Origin of the sequence: Pseudomonas sp. 8209 (assembly GCF_028682105.1) — a bacterium.
Taxonomy (GTDB): Bacteria; Pseudomonadota; Gammaproteobacteria; order Pseudomonadales; family Pseudomonadaceae; genus Aquipseudomonas; species Aquipseudomonas palmensis.
Genome location: NZ_JANIAH010000010.1, coordinates 110329 through 129252 on the forward strand (window position 1 = coordinate 110329; position 18924 = coordinate 129252).

An 18924-nucleotide genomic window follows, 5' to 3' on the forward strand; every position below is an offset into this window, starting at 1 on the left:
CTGACCCCAGTACTATTGATAGCGGTGATCGGGGTGGATTTTTCGCCGGCAAGGCCGGCTCCTGCATACGACGGTGCATCCATTGCAGGAGCCGGCCTTGCCGGCGAAGGGGCACGTCAGGCCAAGGCTTTCTCGATAGCCTGCACCACCGTGGCATCATCCGGCGCAGTACGCGGCGCAAAGCGCGCCAGCACGCGGCCGTCCTTGCCTACCAGAAACTTCTCGAAGTTCCAGGTGATATCCCCCGGGAACTCGGCGCCTTCACCGGCCAGCAGGCGGTACAGCTGATGCCGCTCCGGGCCGTTGACCTCCAGCTTGCTGCCCAGCGGGAAACTCACCCCGTAGTTCAGGCTGCAGAACTGGGCGATCTCCTGCTCGCTGCCCGGCTCCTGCCCGGCAAACTGGTTGCACGGCAGGCCCAGCACGCTGAAGCCCTTGTCCTTGTAATGCTGGTAGAGATTCTCCAGCGCCGCATATTGCGGGGTCAGGCCACATTTGGAGGCGACATTGACCACCAGCACCACCTGCCCCTTGAACGGCGCCAATGGCAACTCCTGGCCATCCAGCGCCTGCAATTTCAGGTCGTGAAATGCACTCATGACGTACTCCCCTTTCCAGTTCCCGGCCAGTTACCGGCATCGGTCCCGGCTGGCGCAACAAATGCTGCCCACTAAAAAAGCGCCCGGCCAAGCCGTCTGCCTCCTGGGAGAACACGACAGACTTGCCCGGGCGCCTTAGCGACCTTCTGAGCTTAGCGCAGAAATCAGTGCTGATGGCCACCTTCGCCATGCACGTGACCATGGGCGATTTCTTCTTCGCTGGCATCACGCACGGCAACGACCTTGACCTTGAAGTTCAGGCGCTGGCCAGCCAGTGGGTGGTTGCCGTCGACGGTCACGTCGTCGCCGTCCAGGTCACGGATGGTCACGATCTGCATCTGGCCATCAGGCGCGGACGCGTGGAACTGCATGCCCACTTCCAGCTCGTCGACACCTTCGAACATGCTGCGGTTCAGGGTGCTGACCAGTTCGGCCAGGTATTCGCCGTAGGCGTCTTCCGGCTCGATGGCAACGTCCAGCTCGGCGCCGGTATCCTTGCCTTCCAGGGCTTTTTCCAGGCCCGGAATGATGTTGCCTGCACCGTGCAGGTAAACCAGCGGCGCGCCGCCGTTGGAGCTATCGATGACCTCACCAGCGTCGTTGGTCAGGGTATAGTCGATGGAGACAGCCTTGTTGGCGGCGATCGGCATGGGGCGAGACCTTTTGCATAAGAATGTAGAACGAACAAGTGTAACCAACGCATCGCCTGAAAGCGAACGCAACCCGGACAAACGGGAAGCCGCTTTTCCCAGCCGGGTGCTGGGTTTTCATCAGGACGAGCATGGCCACTGGGTGGTCGAACTGTCGTGCGGGCATACCCAGCACCTGCGCCACGAACCGCCGTGGCAGTCGCGTGGCTGGGTGCTGGACGCAGACCTGCGCCAGCAACGAATCGGCCAGCCATTTGCCTGCGGCTGGTGCGCTCAGGGGGTCGATAGCGCTACCCTTGGCAATTGATTCTTTTGCAACAGCTCACTTCGAGAAGCTCGCATGCAGACATTTTTCATCGCGCCGACCGACTTTGGTGTCGGCCTGACCTCCATCAGCCTGGGCCTGGTGCGCACACTGGAACGCGCCGGACTCAAGGTCGGCTTCTTCAAGCCGATCGCCCAGCCCCACCCCGGCGACACCGGCCCGGAACGCTCCACCGAACTGGTCGCCCGCACCCACGGCCTCAAGCCGCCGCAACCGCTGAGCCTGGCGCATGTGGAACGCATGCTCGGCGATGGCCAGCTGGACGAACTGCTCGAAGAGATCATCACCCTGTACCAGCAGGCCTGCATCGGCAAGGACGTGCTGGTGGTCGAGGGCATGGTGCCGACCCGCCATGCCAGCTACGCCGCACGGGTCAACCTGCACCTGGCCAAGAGCCTGGACGCCGAGGTGATCCTGGTGTCGGCGCCGGAAAACGACGTGCTGGCCGAGCTGTCGGGCCGTGTCGAGCTGCAGGCCCAGCTGTTCGGCGGCCCGCGCGACCCCAAGGTGCTGGGCGTGATCCTCAACAAGGTGCGCAGCGACGAACCGATGGACACCTTCGCCAGCCGCCTGCAGGAGCATTCGCCCCTGCTGCGCAGCGGCGAGTTCCGCCTGCTGGGCTGCATCCCGTTCCAGGCCGGGCTCAACGACCCGCGCACCCGCGACGTGGCCGAGCTGCTCGGTGCCCAGGTACTCAACGCCGGCGACTACGAAACCCGGCGCATGAACAAGATCATCATCTGCGCCCGCACCGTGGCCAACACCGTGCCGCTGCTCAAGCCCGGCACGCTGGTGGTGACCCCGGGTGATCGCGACGACATCATCCTGGCCGTCAGCCTGGCGGCGATCAACGGTGTGCCACTGGCCGGCCTGCTGCTGACCAGCGACAGCAAGCCCGACCCGCGCATCCTCGAACTGTGCCAGGGCGCCCTGCTGGCCGGCCTGCCGGTGCTGTCGGTGAGTACCGGCTCCTACGACACCGCCAACCAGCTGAACCAGTTGAACAAGGAAATCCCGGTGGACGACCGCGAGCGCGCGGAGATCATCACCGACTTCGTGGCCAGCCACCTGGATGCCGACTGGCTCAACCAGCGCTGCGGCACCCCGCGCGAGATGCGCCTGTCGCCTGCGGTGTTCCGCTACCAGCTGATCCAGCGAGCCCAGCAGGCCAACAAGCGCATCGTGCTGCCCGAAGGCGCCGAGCCGATGACCGTGCAGGCCGCCGCCATCTGCCAGGCCCGCGGCATCGCCCGCTGCGTGCTGCTGGCCAGGCCCGAGGACGTACAGGCAGTGGCCCGCGCCCAGGGCATCAGCCTGCCCGAGGGGCTGGAGATTCTGGACCCGGACCTGATTCGCGAGCGCTACGTCGAGCCTATGGTCAGCCTGCGCAAGAGCAAGAGCCTGAACGCGCCGATGGCCGAGCAGCAGCTCGAAGACCCGGTGGTGATCGGCACCATGATGCTGGCCCTGGACGAGGTCGACGGCCTGGTCTCGGGCCTGGTGCACTCCACCGCCAACACCATCCGCCCGGCCCTGCAACTGATCAAGACCGCCCCCGGCTGCAGCCTGGTGTCGTCGGTGTTCTTCATGCTGTTCCCCGAGCAGGTGCTGGTGTATGGCGACTGCGTGATGAACCCGCACCCCACTGCCGGCGAACTGGCCGAAATTGCCCTGCAAAGCGCCGATTCGGCCGAAGCCTTCGGCATTACCCCGCGGGTGGCGATGATCAGCTATTCCAGTGGCGATTCGGCCAGCGGCGAAGAGGTCGAGAAGGTGCGCGAGGCCACCCTGCTGGCCCAGGAAACCCAGCGTGGCCTGCAGATCGATGGGCCGTTGCAGTACGACGCCGCCGCCAACCAGGACATCGCCCGCCAGCTGGCGCCCAACAGCAAGGTGGCCGGACGCGCAACGGTGTTCGTGTTCCCCGACCTGAACACCGGCAACACCACCCACAAGGCCGTGCAGCGCAGCGCCGATTGCGTGAGCCTGGGGCCGATGCTTCAGGGCCTGCGCAAGCCGGTCAACGACCTGCCGCGTGGCGCCCAGGTCGACGACATCGTCTACACCATTGCCCTGACCGCGATTCAGGCCAACCGCTCGCTGGATAACTGACCATGCTCGCTTTTCTGCCCGCGCCCGTGCGCGGAGTCATCGGCTCGCTGCTGCTGGCCGCCAACACCATCCTGTGCTGCACACCGCTGTTCATCGTCAGCCTGTTCAAGCTGTGCCTGCCCTTTGCCGCCGCGCAGCGCGTCACCGACGAACTGATGCGGCACATCCACGAAGCCTGGATCAGCAACAACAAGGGCTGGATGAACCTGGTCGGGCGCACCCGCTGGGACATCGAGGGGCTGGCCGGGCTGGACTACCAGCACAGCTACCTGGTGACCAGCAACCACCAGAGCTGGGTGGACATCATGGTGCTGCAATACGTGCTCAACCGACGCATCCGACCGCTCAAGTTCTTCCTCAAGCAGGTGCTGATCTGGGTGCCGGTGATCGGCCTGGCCTGGTGGGCGCTGGGCTTTCCGTTCATGAAGCGCTACAGCAAGGCCTACCTGGCCAAGCACCCAGAAAAACAGGGCAAGGACCTGCAGACCACGCGCCGTACCTGCGCCAGGTTCCGTGGCAAGCCCACGGCGATCTTCAACTTTGCCGAAGGCACGCGTTTCACCCCCGCCAAGCATGCCGAACAGGGTTCGCCGTTCCGGCACCTGCTCAAACCCAAGGCGGGCGGCATTGCCTTCGTGCTGGATGCGATGGGCGAGCAACTGGAGTCGATCATCAACGTGACGATCCATTACCCGCAGGGCACACCGGGCTTCTGGGACCTGCTGTGCGGGCGAGTGGCGCGGGTGGAGGTGACGTTCGAGGCGCTGGCGATTCCCAAGGAATTCCTGGGACGCAGCTACGACCAGGATGAAGCCTACAGGCTGGCGTTCCAGCAGTGGATCAACCGGTTGTGGGAAGAGAAGGATGAACGGCTGGAGCGGATGCGCCAGCAGTGAGCCCTTCGCCGGCAAGGCCGGCTCCTACAACGGCGTGAGCCCCCTGTAGGAGCCAGCATTGCTGGCGAAAAGATTTACTGGTACTGCTGCCCAGGAATCGGCTTGAGGTTCACCTCCACCCGACGGTTCTGCGCACGCCCGTTGGCATCGGCGTTGCTCGCGATCGGCTGGTCCGGGCCCAGGCCACGCGCACTCACGCGCGAAGGGTCGACGCCCTGGGAGGTCAGGTAGGTGCTCACGGCCTGTGCACGACGCTGCGACAGGTCCATGTTGTGCTGGCGACTGCCGGTGCTGTCGGTGAAACCGACCACCTCGATGGTGTTCTGGTTGAACTGCTTGAACGAGTTGGCCAGGTTGTTCAGCGGCGCGTAGAAGCTTGGTGCAATGCTCGCCGAGTCGGTGGCGAAGGTGATGTTGCCCGGCATGATCAGCTTGATCTGGTCGCCTTGACGCTGCACTTCGACACCGGTGTTGGCCATGCTCTCGCGCAGTGCCGCTTCCTGGCGGTCGGCGTAGTAGCCGTAGCCGGCGGCGGCGGCGCCCACCGCGGCGGCGCCGATCAACGCACCCTTGCCACGGTTGTTGTGGTCGATGGCGGCACCGGCAACGGCACCGGCCAATGCGCCCAGGCCGCCGTACTTGGCGGTCTTGCTCATCCCGGTGGAGCCTTGCGCCTGGCCCTGGTTGTCATAGGGGTTCTGACTGGCGCAGCCAGTCATCAGGGCAGCAGCAGTAGCGACGATAATCAGACGACGCATGGTGAACATGGACAAGCTCCTACAGAATTCGTGTATGCAGCGGACCGACGGCGGTTCCCTGCCAGGCTTGGAACGCGAGCTGCGATAAAAATTCCCTCGGGACAAACTGTAGTCTACTGGCTGCCACGGTAAACCCGAAAAGTGCGAAGCCGGCGGCCCCCCAAACAAACAGGATGTTCATCACGCGCACCGGTCAGAACCGAGTGCACGTCTGCGCCCTGCAAATTCGACGCTGTTCAGCCCATGCACGGCAACCGGAAACCTCCTACACCCGTTACAAAAATGACGTCAATTAGCCATCACCTCGACGCTTTTTTGCAGTATCCTGCGCCGCGTTTGTAGGAAACAGACGTTCTTTTTGCATAACGAGTGATGGATCACCCTCATGCTCTACCTCTTCCGTCGCCTGGCTTTCGGCCTGGCGCTGCTGCCGTTTTTCGGCTCGGCCGACCCGCTGCAAACCCCAGGCGACCGCGACCTGATCCGCGACCGCCAGGAGCGGCTGCTGCAGGAACAGCGCAAACGCCTGCAGGAGCTGCAAAGCCTCCCAGGCAGGGCTGCGCCCCAGGTGCCAGCCAGCACACCTGAAGACACCCGTTGCTTTACCATCCGTCACATAGTGCTCGAGGGCGCCGAGCACCTGGGCGAGCGCGAGCAGCGCCGTCTGCTCGAACCCTACGAAGGCCAGTGCCTGGGTGTCGGCCAGCTCAATGCGCTGCTCAAGGTGGTCACCGATCACTACCTCAACCGTGGCTACATCACAACCCGCGCCTACCTGCCCCAGCAGGACCTGTCCTCCGGCACCCTGCAGATCACTGTCGTCGAAGGGCGCCTGGACAGCCTGGACAGCTCCAGCCTGGCCAGCCCGCGCGAGCTGGCCATGGCCTTCCCCGGCACCACCGGCGAGGTACTGAACCTGCGCGAACTGGAACAACTGGTCGACCAGCTGACCCGCCTGCCCTCGCGCCAGGCGCAACTGGAACTGGTGCCGGGCGACGAGGTGGGCAGCAGCCGGGTGCAGCTGCAGGGGCAGCGCGACAAGCCCTGGCGCGTGTCGGCCACGCGCAACAATGACGGCGACCGCAGCAGCGGTGAACAGCAGATGGGCCTGGGCCTGGACTGGGACAGCCCACTGGGCCTGGCCGATCAGTTCAGCCTGAGGGCCAATCAGGACGCGGTCAGCGACCACTGGCGCCACTCCGACAGCCAGTACCTGAACTACAGCGTGCCATGGGGCTGGTGGACCTTCACCTACAGCTATAACCAGAGCTACTACCGTACCCGCGACGATTCCAGCGGCTTTCCCTTCAAGCTCGATGGCGACAGCCAGATGCACCAACTGCGCGTCGAGCGCGTGATACACCGCGATGCCCTGAGCAAGACGGCGGTCAACTTCGGCATCAGCCACCTGCGTACCAACAACTACCTGGACGACAGCCTGATCGACGTGTCGAGCACGCGCCTGAGCGAAAGCCAGCTGGGCGTGAACCATGGGCGGCGCATCGGCACCGCCTTCCTCAACCTCGACGCCGGCTGGCAGCAAGGCATCGGCGCCTTCGACGCCCAGGGCGCGGGCGACCCGCACGGCACCGAACCGGTTGCCCGCTACAACAAATACAGCCTGACCCTGAGCTACCTGCAGCCGTTCACCCTGTGGGGCGAAGCCTTCAGCTTCGACAGCCTGGCCACCGGCCAGCGCAGCGAAGACCCGCTCTACAGCCCGCAGCGCATCAGCGTGGGCGGGCTCAACTCGGTACGCGGGTTCAAGCAGCAGACCCTCACCGGCAACAGCGGCGGCTACTGGCGCAACCAGTTGCGCTGGCGTCGCCCGGTGAGCTGGGCGCCCTTGCAGCCCTTCGTGCAGGAGTACGGCGCGGCACTGGCCTACGACGTGGGCGTGATAAAGGGCGACCACAACAACCCCGACACCCATGGCCGCCTGAGCGGCAACGCCGTGGAACTGAACCTGCGCGGGCAGTACTTCGCCGCCAGCGTCAGTTTTGCCCGCTCGTTGCAGCGGCCCGACAGCCTCGAACGTCGTGAACACCCGATCTACGTGCGCATGGACGCGTTCTTCTGACCGGCCCCCCAGCCGATTAACGTGCCCTGATGGAGGGGCACCGATTTTCCGGAGTTTTGACATGGACGCCCGCAGCCCGTTGAACCAGTACCTGGCCCTGATCGTTGCCGGGGTCATGTTCCTCAACCCGATCGTCGCCACCGCCGCGCAGGTTACCGTGGATGCGGCGGCCAAGGCCGGCACCACCGTGGGCGCAGCCGGCAACGGGGTGCCCATCGTCAACATCGCCCGCCCCAACGGCAGCGGGCTGTCGAGCAACACCTTTCGCGACTACAACGTCGGCAAGCAGGGGCTGATCCTCAACAATGCCACCAACAAGACCCAGAGCACCCAGCTGGGCGGCATCATCGTGGGCAACCCCAACCTCAAGGGCCAGGCGGCCAAGGTCATCCTCAACCAGGTGACCGGGGGCAACCGCAGCACCCTGGCGGGCTACACCGAAGTGGCCGGCTCCGCTGCGCGGGTGATCGTGGCCAACCCCCACGGCATCACCTGCAACGGTTGCGGCTTCATCAATACCCCGCGCGCCACGCTGACCACCGGCAAACCGATCATGGACGGCGAACGCCTGGACCGCTTTCAGGTCGATGGCGGCGACATCGCGCTCGAAGGCGCCGGGCTCAATGCCAGCAATGTCGAACAGTTCGACCTGATCACCCGCAGCGCCAAGCTCAACGCCACGTTGCACGCCCAGCAACTGAACATCGTCACCGGACGCAACGACGTCAAGGCCGACAGCCTGCAGGTCACGCCACGGGCGGACGACGGCAGCGGCAAACCCTTGCTGACCATTGACAGTTCCGCACTGGGTGGCATGTACGCCGGCGCCATCCGCCTGGTGGGCACCGAAAAGGGCGTGGGGGTGAAACTGGCCGGCAACATGGCCTCCACCGCCAGTGACGTGCAGATCGACGTGAACGGCAAGCTGAGCCTGGGCAATGTCACCGCCGAGCGCGACCTGAAAATCGCCGCCCACCAGGTGGAGCTCGAAGGCAAGACCTACGCAACGCGCAACGCCGAGATTCGCAGCGCCGAGCAACTGGTCAACCGGCAAAGCCTGGCTGCTCGCGAACGCATCGACGTGGCAGCCAGGCAGATCGACAACCGCGGCGTGATCGAAGCCGGTGTCGAAGCCAACAACACCCGCAACAACCGCGGCGACCTGCACCTGGCCAGCCAGGACCTGCGCAACAGCGCCAGCGTGGTTGCCAGCCGCCAACTCGAAGTGACCGCCCGCGCCAACCTGGACAACCAGGGTGGCAGCCTGAAGGGCGCTACCACCACGGTGACCGCCGGCAAGCTGGACAACCGCCAGGGCCAGGTACTGGCCAGCCACACCCTCACGCTCAAGGCCGACACGCTGGACAACCGCGACAAGGGCCTGCTGCATAGCCAGCGCAGCACCGTGGTGCAGGCCAACTCCGGCCTGAACAACCAGGGTGGTCGAGTGATCGGCCTCGACAGCCTGGCCATTGACGCACCGCAGCTGGACAACAGCAACGCAGGATTGCTGGCCAGCAACCGGCAGGTGGTGATTCAAAGCCACGCGCTGAACAACCAGGCCGGCGAGGTTTCCGGCGCACGCAACGAAGTGCGCAGCGCCAGCGTGAACAACCAGGGCGGCAAACTGCTTGGAGGCGACGTGCTGCTGATCGCCAGCGCTGCCATCGACAACCGCCTGGGCCTGATCTCGGCCAGTCAGCACCTGGACATCCAGGGCCTTGGCCTGAACAACAGCAACAAGGGCGCCCTGCTCAGTCAGGGCACGCTGAACACCCGCATCAGCGGCCTGCTGGACAACCGCAACCAGGGCAACGTGGTGAGCGAAGGCGCGCTGCAGGTCACGGCCGGCCAACTGAACAACAGTGGCAGCGGCCTGCTGTCGAGCAAGGCCACACTGACGCTTTCGGGTGAGCGGCTGGACAATCGAGGCGGTGTACTGGTTGCCGATCAGGGACTGACGGTGGTCGGCGACACCCTCGACAACAGTGGCGGCGGCAAAGCCAGCACCCAGGCCGACCTGGTCGTTGACGTGGGCACGCTGCGCAACCATGACGCCGGCAAGCTGCTCGGCCAGGGCCGCGTGACCCTCGACGCCAAGCACATCGACAACCAGCGCGCCGGGCAGATCGTCGGCAACGATGCGGTGACTATCACCACCCACGACCTGCTCAACCAGCAAGGTGTGGTGTCGAGCATCGGCACGGTGGGCATCACAGCTACCGGGCAACTGGACAACACCAGCGGCAAGGTCATCGGCGACAGCGGCCTGACCCTCACCGTGCAGCGTCTGCTCAACCAGAGCAAGGGCCTGCTGGCTGGACGCGATGGGGTAGTACTGCGCGGCGCCGAGTTGCTCAACAGCGATGCCGGCCGGGTCAGCAGCCTGGCTTCGGTCGATATCGAACTCAGCGGCACGCTGGACAACAGCGTGGGCGGCGAGCTGGTCAGCGAGGGCCGCCTGAGCCTGAGTGCAGCTCAGTTGGACAACCACAACAAGGGCCTGGTATCGGCCATCGATACCTTGAATGTGGTCAGCCACGGCGCCCTGAACAACCAGGGCGGGACCCTGGTGACCGACGCCGCGTTGTCGATCCGCAGCGCGAACCTGGACAACCGTCATGGCGGCGCAATCAGCGCGGTGGGCGCACTCGAGCTGCGCAGTGGCGGGCTCGACAACCGCGACAAGGGCCGCATCGGCAGCGACACCGGCATCACCCTGCATGGCGCCCAGTTGTACAACGGCGAACAGGGCCGCATCACTTCCAGGGGCAAGATCGAGGCCACCCTCAGCGGGCTGGACCAGCGCGATGGCGGCTACCTGTTCAGCGCAACCGGCATCAGCCTGGACCTGCAGGGCGGCACACTGATCAACCGCGACAAGGGCGTGATCGCCAGCCCCGGCCAACTACTGCTGCGCCAGATCGGCGCGCTGGACAACAGCGCCGGTGGCGAGATATCCAGTGACCTCGGCTACAGCCTGCACACCGATCGCCTGGACAACCAGGGCGGGCGCCTGATCAGCGCCGACAGCCTCATCCTGCGCATCGCCAACGCCCTGGACAACAGCCGCAACGGCGTACTGTCGGCGGGCGCCGGGCTGGATATCGAAGCCGGCAGCCTGAGCAACACCCATGGCGGCACCCTGGCCAGCCGTGGCGACATCGGGCTGACCCTCGAAGGCCTGCTGGCCAACCAGCATCAGGGCACCCTGTCGGCAGGCGGCAATCTGCGCCTGAACAGCGGCGTTTTCGACAACAGCGACCAGGGGCTGGTATCCGCCAACCTGGGCTTGCACATCGACACCGGCACCCTGGACAACAGCCAGGGCGGCCAGTTGATCAGCCAGGGCGATGCACGCATCGACAGCACTACGCTGGATAACCGCAGCGGCGCCATCACCAGCGCCAAAGCCTTGCTGTTGAACAGCACCGACCTGCGCAACGGCGCCTACGCCAACGCCCTGCCCGGTGGCCGCATCAGCAGTGACGCCAACCTCACGATCACTGCCCGCCACCTGGACAATGGCCCGCGCGGCGAACTCTCGGCCAAGGGCGACCTGCGCCTGAGCGTACAGCGACTGATCCAGCAGCAAGGCCGCCTGATCGGCGAACAGGCCGTGCACCTGAACCTGCAAGGCGGCACGCTGGACAACCAGGGCGGGCTGATTCACGCCCGCGGCCCGCTGACCTTCGAGCACCTGGGGCTGGTCGACAACAGCAATGGCGGTGAGATATCCAGCGAGCAGGCATTCAGCCTGCTCGCCACGCAACTCGACAACCAGCACAAGGGCCGCCTCATCAGCGCCGGCACATTGCAGGTCGAGGCCACCAGCATCGACAACAGCAACGCGGGGCTTGTCTCGGGCCTGCAGGGCCTTGAGGTCAGGGGCACTACGCTGGACAACCGCGGCGCCGGCACCCTCTCCAGCCAACATGGCCGCCTCGACGTGCACCTTGAAGACACCCTGGACAACCGCGACCAGGGCGCACTGGTCAGCCTTGGCAGGCAGCAGATCACTGCCACGCGCCTGGATAACCGACACGGCATCATCGCCGGCGAAGCCGATGTGACCCTGAGCATCGACGGCCGGCTCGACAACAGCCAGGGTGGCCTGATCGCGGCCACCCAAACCCTGAGCCTGAACCGTACCAGCAGCGTGATCGACAACAGCGGCGGCCAGCTCAATGGCCAGCGCCTGGAAATCGACGGCAAGCAGCTGAACAACCAGAACGGCCAGGTGACCAGCCAGGGCGCACTGCGCGTCACCCTGCTCGGCGCGCTGCTCAACACCCAGGGCGCACGCCTGGCCAGTGGCGGCGACCTGCTGCTAAACAGCGCCAACCTCGACAATCGCGGCGGCAGGCTGGTCAGCCAGGCCTTGCTGCGCATCGACGCCGACAGCCTGAACAACAGCGCTGGCGGCACACTGGCCAGCCAGCAGAACCTGGTATTACGTCTGAAGGGCGACCTGCTCAACCAGCAGGACGGCCTGGTATTCAGCGAACGCGGCAGCCTCGACATCCAGGCCCAGGCCCTCGACAACCAGGCGGCGAGCCTCAAGGCCCAGGGCAATATCCTGCTGCGCCTGGGCGACGACCTGCGCAATCAGGGCGGGCGCGTGGACAGCGTGGCCGGCAACCTCGATATCCACAGCACCCACCTGAACAACAGCGCCGGCGGCATGCTCAATAGCAGCCAGGGCCGGCTCACGCTGGTCAGCGGCCTGCTCGACAACAATGCTGGCACCCTCCAGGCCCAGACGCTGGACCTCGAGGCCCGCGACGGCCTGCAAAACCGCAAGGGTTTCATCTCTGCCTTGTCCGGCGACAACCGCATCGCCACCGCCACATTCGACAACCAGGGCGGCGGGCTGTATGCCGCAGGATGGCTGGGTGTGAACGCCGGGCAGTTCCTCAACCAGGCCGGCAAGGTGGGTGCCGGGCGCATCGACTTCGACCTGTCGGGCCTGCTCGACAACCAACTGGGCCATCTCGAGAGCGAGGCTGACCTGGCCCTGCGCAGCCAGACGCTGAACAACGCCAATGGCAGCCTGCGCGCGCTGGGGCGCAGCGGCACCACCCTGATCAGCACCCGCGAGACGTTCAACAACAACGCTGGCCTGCTGGAAACCGCCAACCAGCACCTGGACCTGCAAGTCGCCGGCCTGAGCAACAACAGCGGGCAGTTGCTGCACACCGGTAGCGGCAACTTCGGCCTGGCCGCCGACAAGGTGATGCGTGCGGGCGGCCTGCTGTACACCAACGGCCTGCTCGACATCAAGGCCGCCAACTGGACCAACAGCAGCGTATTGCAGGCCGCGCGCCTGAACCTGGACATCGGCCAGTTCACCCAGACCGCGAGCGGCAAGCTGCTGGCGGCGCAGAGTTTCACCGGCAAGGGGGTCAATTGGCGCAACGACGGCCTGCTGGCCAGCGACGGCAGTTTGCGGCTCGACCTCACCGGCACCTACAACGGCACCGGGCGCACCACCAGCCTGGGCAACCTGACCCTGAACGCGGCCAGCATCGACCTTGCCAGCACCAGCACCCTTACCGGGGGCGCCACCAGCGTGGTGAGCGCCACCAACACCTTGACCAACCGCGGGCGGATCACCTCGGCGGGCAATCTGACCGCCACGGCCGGCACGCTCGACAACTACGCCACCCTGGGCGGCGCCACGGCCTTGCGCATCAATGCCGACACCCTGCGCAACGACCGCGGGCTGATCTTCAGCGGCAACGATATGACGCTGCGGGTAGGCACCTTCACCAACACCTATGCCGACCTGTACAGCCTAGGCGGGCTGAGCATCGCCCGTAATGACCGAGGTACCCGTGCCACGCACGTGGAGAACATTTCCGGCAGCCTGGAAAGCGCCGGCAACATGAGCCTGCTGGCCGACACCCTGATCAATCGCAAGGACAAGCTCACGGTCCGGACCGAACGGGTATCGGGGAGCATCAACACCTATGCCGACGACCATTGCAAGGGCAAGGGCTGCGAGTTCCAGTTCACCGCCGTCGAGATCTCCCACGATGTCATCGACCAGGACAGCCAGGCGGCATCGATCACCACAGGTGGCAGCCTGACGTTCAGCGGCAACGAGTTCAGCAACCGTTACAGCAGCGTCTCTGCCGCCCGCAACATCAGCATCGACACTGCCGTACTCAACAACATTGGCGTGAGCGGTGGCGAGCAGCGCAACTTGAACGGCAGTTTCTACAGCCGTAACCGGTCGCACTATTCCGGCTTCATGCAAAAGAAGAACGCGTTCAACCAGTCCGGCGTACCCGGCATGGAAACCCTGGACCAATTCCTGGCCGCCGGCGGCTACCCCGGCAAAGGCGTATACAGGTTGAGCGACAACCGCACGCCCATCGCTGGCGCCGTGGTCTCCCCTGCCGTCATCCAGGCTGCGGGCGCCGTCAGCATCAACGCCACCGAGCGCATCGACAACAGTGTGGTGCGCGCCAATGCCAGCGGGGTCGGCGGCATCGGCCAACGCGGTGCCAATGCCGACAAGGCCACCGCGCAAACCTCGGTACGTGCCGTTACCTCGCAGTTGCCGCCCGACCTGGCACAGCGCCAGGTCAACCCGGTCACGCTGCCAAGCTTCAGCCTGCCGCAGAGCGAGCACGGCCTGTTCCGCCTTAGCGGGCAGACCGGCCAGACAGCCCAGGCCAGCGGTGCACTGGCCGCAGGTGCCGACCTGACTCAGCACGGGCAAGCCGGCACGCTGGGCAGCCTGGCCAACACTGCCACCGGCAACGCCGGCCAGGGTTACTGGGCAGGCCCTGACGCACAGGCTGCCAGCGTTGCCGGGCAAACCGGTACGGGCCTGGACGGCTTGCCGGCAGGCGTGAAGCTGGTACAGGGCGTGCCAACCCCGGCAACTGCCAGCCAGCCGCACAAGTACCTGGTGGAAACCAACCCGGTGCTCACCGACCTGAAGAAATTCCTCAGTTCCGACTACCTGCTGGGCAGCCTCGACATCGACCCCGACGCCACCAAGAAGCGCCTGGGCGACGGCCTGTACGAACAGCGCCTGATCCGCGAAGCGGTAGTGGAGCGCACCGGGCAGCGCTTGATCGCCGGGCTGGACAGCGACGAGGCGATGTTCCGCTACCTGATGGACAACGCCATTGCCAGCAAGGATGCGCTGAGCCTGAGCGTAGGCGTGTCGCTGAGTGCCGAGCAGGTGGCCGCCCTCACCCACGACATCGTGTGGATGGAAACCATCGAGGTCAACGGCGAGCAGGTGCTGGCCCCGGTGCTCTACCTGGCCCAGTCCGAAGGACGCCTGGCGCCCAACGGCGCGTTGATCCAAGGGCGCGATGTCAGCCTGATCAGCGGCGGCGAGCTGAACAACGTCGGCACCCTGCGCGCCAGCAACAACCTTTCCGTCACCGCCGGCAACATCGACAACAGCGGCCTGATGGAAGCCGGCCAGCGCCTCGACCTGCTGGCCACCGATTCCATCCGCAACAGCGCCGGCGGCATCCTCAAGGGCCGCGACGTGAGCCTGTTGGCCCTGACCGGCGATGTCATCAACGAGCGCAGCGTCACCCGCCTGGACGATCGTGTCGGCGGCGAGCATGTGGTGCAGAACATCGTCAACAATGCGGCGCGCATCGAGGCTGCCAACGACCTGACCCTCTCGGCCGGTCGCGACATCGGCTTTGTCGGTGGCGTGGCCACCGCCGGCGGCAACATTGCGCTGAGCGCCGAGCGCGACCTCTATATCGCCAGCCAGCAAGTCACCGACAGCCACGAGTACCAGCGTCGCCGCGTCAGCGGCTACGACAGCACCACCACCCAGTACGTCAGCCAAGTGCAGGCTGGCGGCAGCTTCAGTGCCTCGGCCGGGCAAGACCTGTCGGTCATCGCCAGCGAGATCGAGGCACGTCGCGACATCGCCCTGGATGCTGGGCGCGACGTGTTCATCGCTGCTGCGGCAGACGAAGACCATGCCTATTCCAAAGGCAAAAAAGGCAACACCAAAACCGAGAAACAGCACGACAGCGTGCGCCAGCAGGCGGCCGAACTGACTGCCGGCGGCTCGCTCAGCATCGAGGCCGGCGACAACCTGCTGATGGTTGCCAGCAAGGCCACGGCGGGCGGCGAGGCCTACATCTCCGCCGGCAATACCCTGCAGCTACTGGCCGCCAACGACAGCGAGTACTCGCTGTACGACATGAACAAGAAAGGCAGTTGGGGCAGCAAGAAGACCCAGCGTGACGAAGTCACCGATGTAAAGGCGGTGGGCAGCGTGGTCACCAGCGGGGGTGACCTGACCCTGGTGAGCGGCGGTGACCAGTTGTACCAGGGCGCCGCCCTGGAGTCAGGCCGCGACCTCACAATAGAAAGCGGCGGTGCGGTGACGTTCGAAGCCGTCAAGGACATGCATCAGGAGAGTCACGAAAAGAGTAAGGGCGACCTGGCGTGGACCAGTGCCAAGGGCAAGGGGCAGACGGATGAGACGCTGCGCCAGACGCAGATGGTGGCCAACGGGGAGCTGATGATCAAGGCCGTCAATGGCCTGAAAATCGATATCAGGGATGTCGACCAGAAGACCGTCAGCCAGACCATCGATGCCATGGTGCAGGCCGACCCCAAGATGGCCTGGCTCAAGACGGCCGAGCAACAGGGTGACGTGGATTGGCGCAAGGTCAAAGAGCTGCATGACAGCTGGGATTACAAACATTCCGGCATGGGTGTGGCGTCCCAGCTGATCGTCGCAATTCTGGTGACGTACATTACGGCCGGTGCCGCCAGCGGCGCCATTGCTGCCGCCGGCACCGGCACGTCCATGGCCGGTGCCACGGCAGCAGCGACCGCAGGCGCCTCGGCCGGCTGGGCCAACGTCGCGGGCACCGCCATCCTGAGTGGCATGGCCAGCAATGCGGCCATCAGCACCATCAACAACCGCGGCAACCTGGGCCTGGTGTTCAAGGACGTCACCTCTTCCGACGCACTCAAGGGCTACGCAGTCAGCGGCATCACCGCCGGGTTTACCGCAGGCGTGCTGGACGAAGCATTCGGGGTGACCGGCGACAACGTCAACAAGGTCACCAAAGGCTTTGACCTCGGTAAGCTGGATGAGTTAGCCAAGTTCGGCACCTACCTGGGTGCGCAAGGCGTGGTGCAGGCCGGCGCACAGACAGCCGTCGGTGGCGGCAGCTTCAGCGACAACCTGAACGGCGCCTTGACTGCCCAGGGCCAGCACCTGTTGCAGGCTGGGGTGTTCAACTGGGTTGGCGACACCTCCAGCCACTTCGGCTGGAAGGACGGCAGCCCGGAAAAGGTCATATTCCACGCCTTGGTCGGAGGCGCGCTGAGCAAAGCCACTGGCGGTGATTTCGCAACCGGTGCGGCGGCGGCCGGTGCCAGTGAAGCGTTGATCGCACAGCTGTCGGAAAGGGTTCGCCAGGACCAGAAGCTGGAACTGATGATTTCCCAGCTCATCGGTGTGGGCGCTGCCGCAGCGGTCAATGGTGACGTGAACAAGGGCGCCGAAATCGCCAAGAACGCGACCGCCTACAACCGCCAACTGCACCCGGAAGAACGCAAGCTCATCTCCGAGCAGGCCAAGGCGCTGGCGCAAGAGCAGAACATCAGCGTGGCCGAAGCCGAGCGGCGCATGGCCGAGGCATTTGCCTACTACACCGACAAGGACTGGCAGACCACGATCAGCGCTGCGGGCGTGAAGTTCGACGACAGCACCCTCGCCCACCTCGGGCAGGCGCTGGCGCCGCTGGGGGCGAACTATGCGACCACGGACAAAGGGGATGTGCCGAGCATCAGCGACCCGCACAAGGTGTATACCGCCTCGGAAACGTTGGCGTTGCTCAAGAACTACGAGATCAACCACGCAAATTTCTATGATCCGAAGGTGAATCAGGAATACCTGATCAACGACAGATTCCTTCAGAACTGGGAACAACTCGCCTATTACGACCGCAACCTCAATTACGGCAAAACCGATCTGCTGGGTGGCGGGATTGGCGTAGGGCAAGGCATTGCGGCGGCAGTGGCAGAGTCAGCCAAAAACATCTACGGCTTGGGTGAAGGGCTGGTCACGGACTTTAGTGGCACCAGTTCTCGTATTACCAACGGACTGATTCAGAAGGCCAGCAATCCGTACGAAGTCGCACAAGCCTTCGAGAGCGCCAAGCAGGACGCGAAAGTCCAGGCGTTTGTTTTGCGCCTGCAAGGCCAGGAACAGGCTGCCCTGCGGGTGGAAATGCAGTGGGAGACCGAGTTCGCCCTGAGCTTTGCGGTGATCAACAAAGCAGGGAAGCTGGGGCAGGTTGCGAAAGCGCTTGGGGAGCGGGAGACGGCTTGGAAGGCGTCGAGCCTGGTGGACAACGCTGGTGGTAAAAATGGGCCACCTGGAAAGAATCCGAATTCGACAAGTGGTATAACGGATGCGGAGGCAGGGATGCCTTATGCGCATTCGGTGGGTGGTGCAAAAGCGACAGGTTCAGTGTTAACGCCTGTATTCAAAGACGCAGATACGGGGCTGAATTCAATCAACCCGGTTACGTCAATAAATACGGGAAGGATTCAAGACTTAGCTAAAGATCTGGATACTGGAAAGCTAGCTTTGCACGAAGGGCAGGCTGCCGTTCAACTGGAGAATACCTTCGGCAGTACCCTGAAACGCGTAGAGCCTACTCAAGGGCAGAAAAATCCTGACTTTATTTTCACTGACGGCCCAAATGCTGGGAAAACGGTCGATTTCATGTGGACTGACTCTACCAGGGCAGAGCAGATAAATAAATTTTTCACAAACAATGCTGCTCGAAATCAAGCCCAGTTAATAGATCATATAAACAAGGCTGATATAGTTCCGTTGGACTACAGAAATCTCACGCAGGCAAACCAAAATATGGTTAACGGCTGGATAAAAGCGCTCCCTGAAAGTCAGCAAAATAAGGTTTTAATACTTAGGTGAACCGTTATGGGTATGTATGTTGCAATTAGCAAGAATGTAGGTTGGGGAACCTCTGGAGGCGTTTTTGATTGCATAGTCGAGGCAACCAGAAAGCAATTTAGTGGTAGTCAGGCGGGTTGCATGAGTGAGATTTATAGGCCGCTGGACGAGCAGGGGCAGAGTTTTATCGCTTTAGATGAGGTGGATGCACATTGCTTCAAATTGTTTTATGAGAATTGCAAACTTGCTATGGAAAAATTTCCAAACTCTGAACGTGGGAGGTTTGTCCCGAGGGATCATCTTCCTGGCATACTTTGGAACTGGTCAGAAGTTTTAAGACTTATGAGTGAGGATCCTAGGTTTCTTATAGTTAAATAGACAGTAGGCAAAAATTGGTGTTGAGAAAATAGGATTAAAAATGTAAAGAGGCGCCAAGGCGACAGGCGGTGCTGCAGAAAAGGTAGATGATGTTGTAGCTCCATCGTCTAAACCTGAATGGTTGCAGCGGCTTGATGCGGGTAATGAGTTTAATAAGGTACAGTATAAAAATTACTCGAATAACTAA

Annotated in this window: 8 protein-coding genes; 5 read left to right on the forward strand and 3 right to left on the reverse strand. The window is 63.7% G+C overall.

What is annotated here, in order from left to right:
• Positions 1-116: 116 nt before the first annotated feature.
• Positions 117-599, reverse strand: a complete 483-nt coding sequence (locus tag NP552_RS21375; protein WP_043864373.1) for a glutathione peroxidase — start codon at positions 597-599, stop codon at positions 117-119.
• Positions 600-763: 164 nt separating this feature from the next.
• Positions 764-1249 carry an FKBP-type peptidyl-prolyl cis-trans isomerase gene (locus tag NP552_RS21380; protein ID WP_043864372.1) on the reverse strand — a complete coding sequence of 162 codons (486 nt, stop codon included), beginning with the start codon at positions 1247-1249 and terminating at the stop codon, positions 764-766.
• Between NP552_RS21380 and NP552_RS21385 the strand changes: the two genes are divergently transcribed.
• The 3 genes from NP552_RS21385 to NP552_RS21395 are packed head-to-tail and all read left to right on the forward strand — an operon-like array spanning position 1248 to position 4582.
• Positions 1248-1556, forward strand: coding sequence for a DUF3565 domain-containing protein (locus NP552_RS21385; RefSeq protein ID WP_043864371.1), 309 nt, complete (start codon positions 1248-1250; stop codon positions 1554-1556). The two genes, NP552_RS21380 and NP552_RS21385, sit on opposite strands and share 2 nt — an antisense overlap.
• A 33-nt stretch (positions 1557-1589) precedes the next feature.
• The gene (pta, locus tag NP552_RS21390; RefSeq protein WP_043864370.1) at positions 1590-3686 is read left to right on the forward strand and encodes a phosphate acetyltransferase; all 2097 of its coding nucleotides are present in this window, start codon (positions 1590-1592) and stop codon (positions 3684-3686) included.
• A gap of 2 nt (positions 3687-3688) precedes the next feature.
• The gene (locus NP552_RS21395) at positions 3689-4582 is read left to right on the forward strand and encodes an acyltransferase (RefSeq protein ID WP_054916274.1); all 894 of its coding nucleotides are present in this window, start codon (positions 3689-3691) and stop codon (positions 4580-4582) included.
• Positions 4583-4656: 74 nt separating this feature from the next.
• Here the strand turns inward: NP552_RS21395 and NP552_RS21400 are convergent, their stop codons facing one another.
• Positions 4657-5349, reverse strand: coding sequence for an OmpA family protein (locus NP552_RS21400; protein WP_043864368.1), 693 nt, complete (start codon positions 5347-5349; stop codon positions 4657-4659).
• A 376-nt stretch (positions 5350-5725) separates the two neighbouring features.
• Between NP552_RS21400 and NP552_RS21405 the strand changes: the two genes are divergently transcribed.
• Both NP552_RS21405 and NP552_RS21410 read left to right on the forward strand, forming a co-directional pair.
• Complete coding sequence (locus tag NP552_RS21405; protein WP_058541372.1) at positions 5726-7420, forward strand: ShlB/FhaC/HecB family hemolysin secretion/activation protein; 1695 nt, start codon at positions 5726-5728, stop codon at positions 7418-7420.
• A 61-nt stretch (positions 7421-7481) separates the two neighbouring features.
• Positions 7482-18380 carry a two-partner secretion domain-containing protein gene (locus NP552_RS21410; RefSeq protein WP_274097131.1) on the forward strand — a complete coding sequence of 3633 codons (10899 nt, stop codon included), beginning with the start codon at positions 7482-7484 and terminating at the stop codon, positions 18378-18380.
• The last annotated feature ends 544 nt before the right edge of the window (positions 18381-18924 follow it).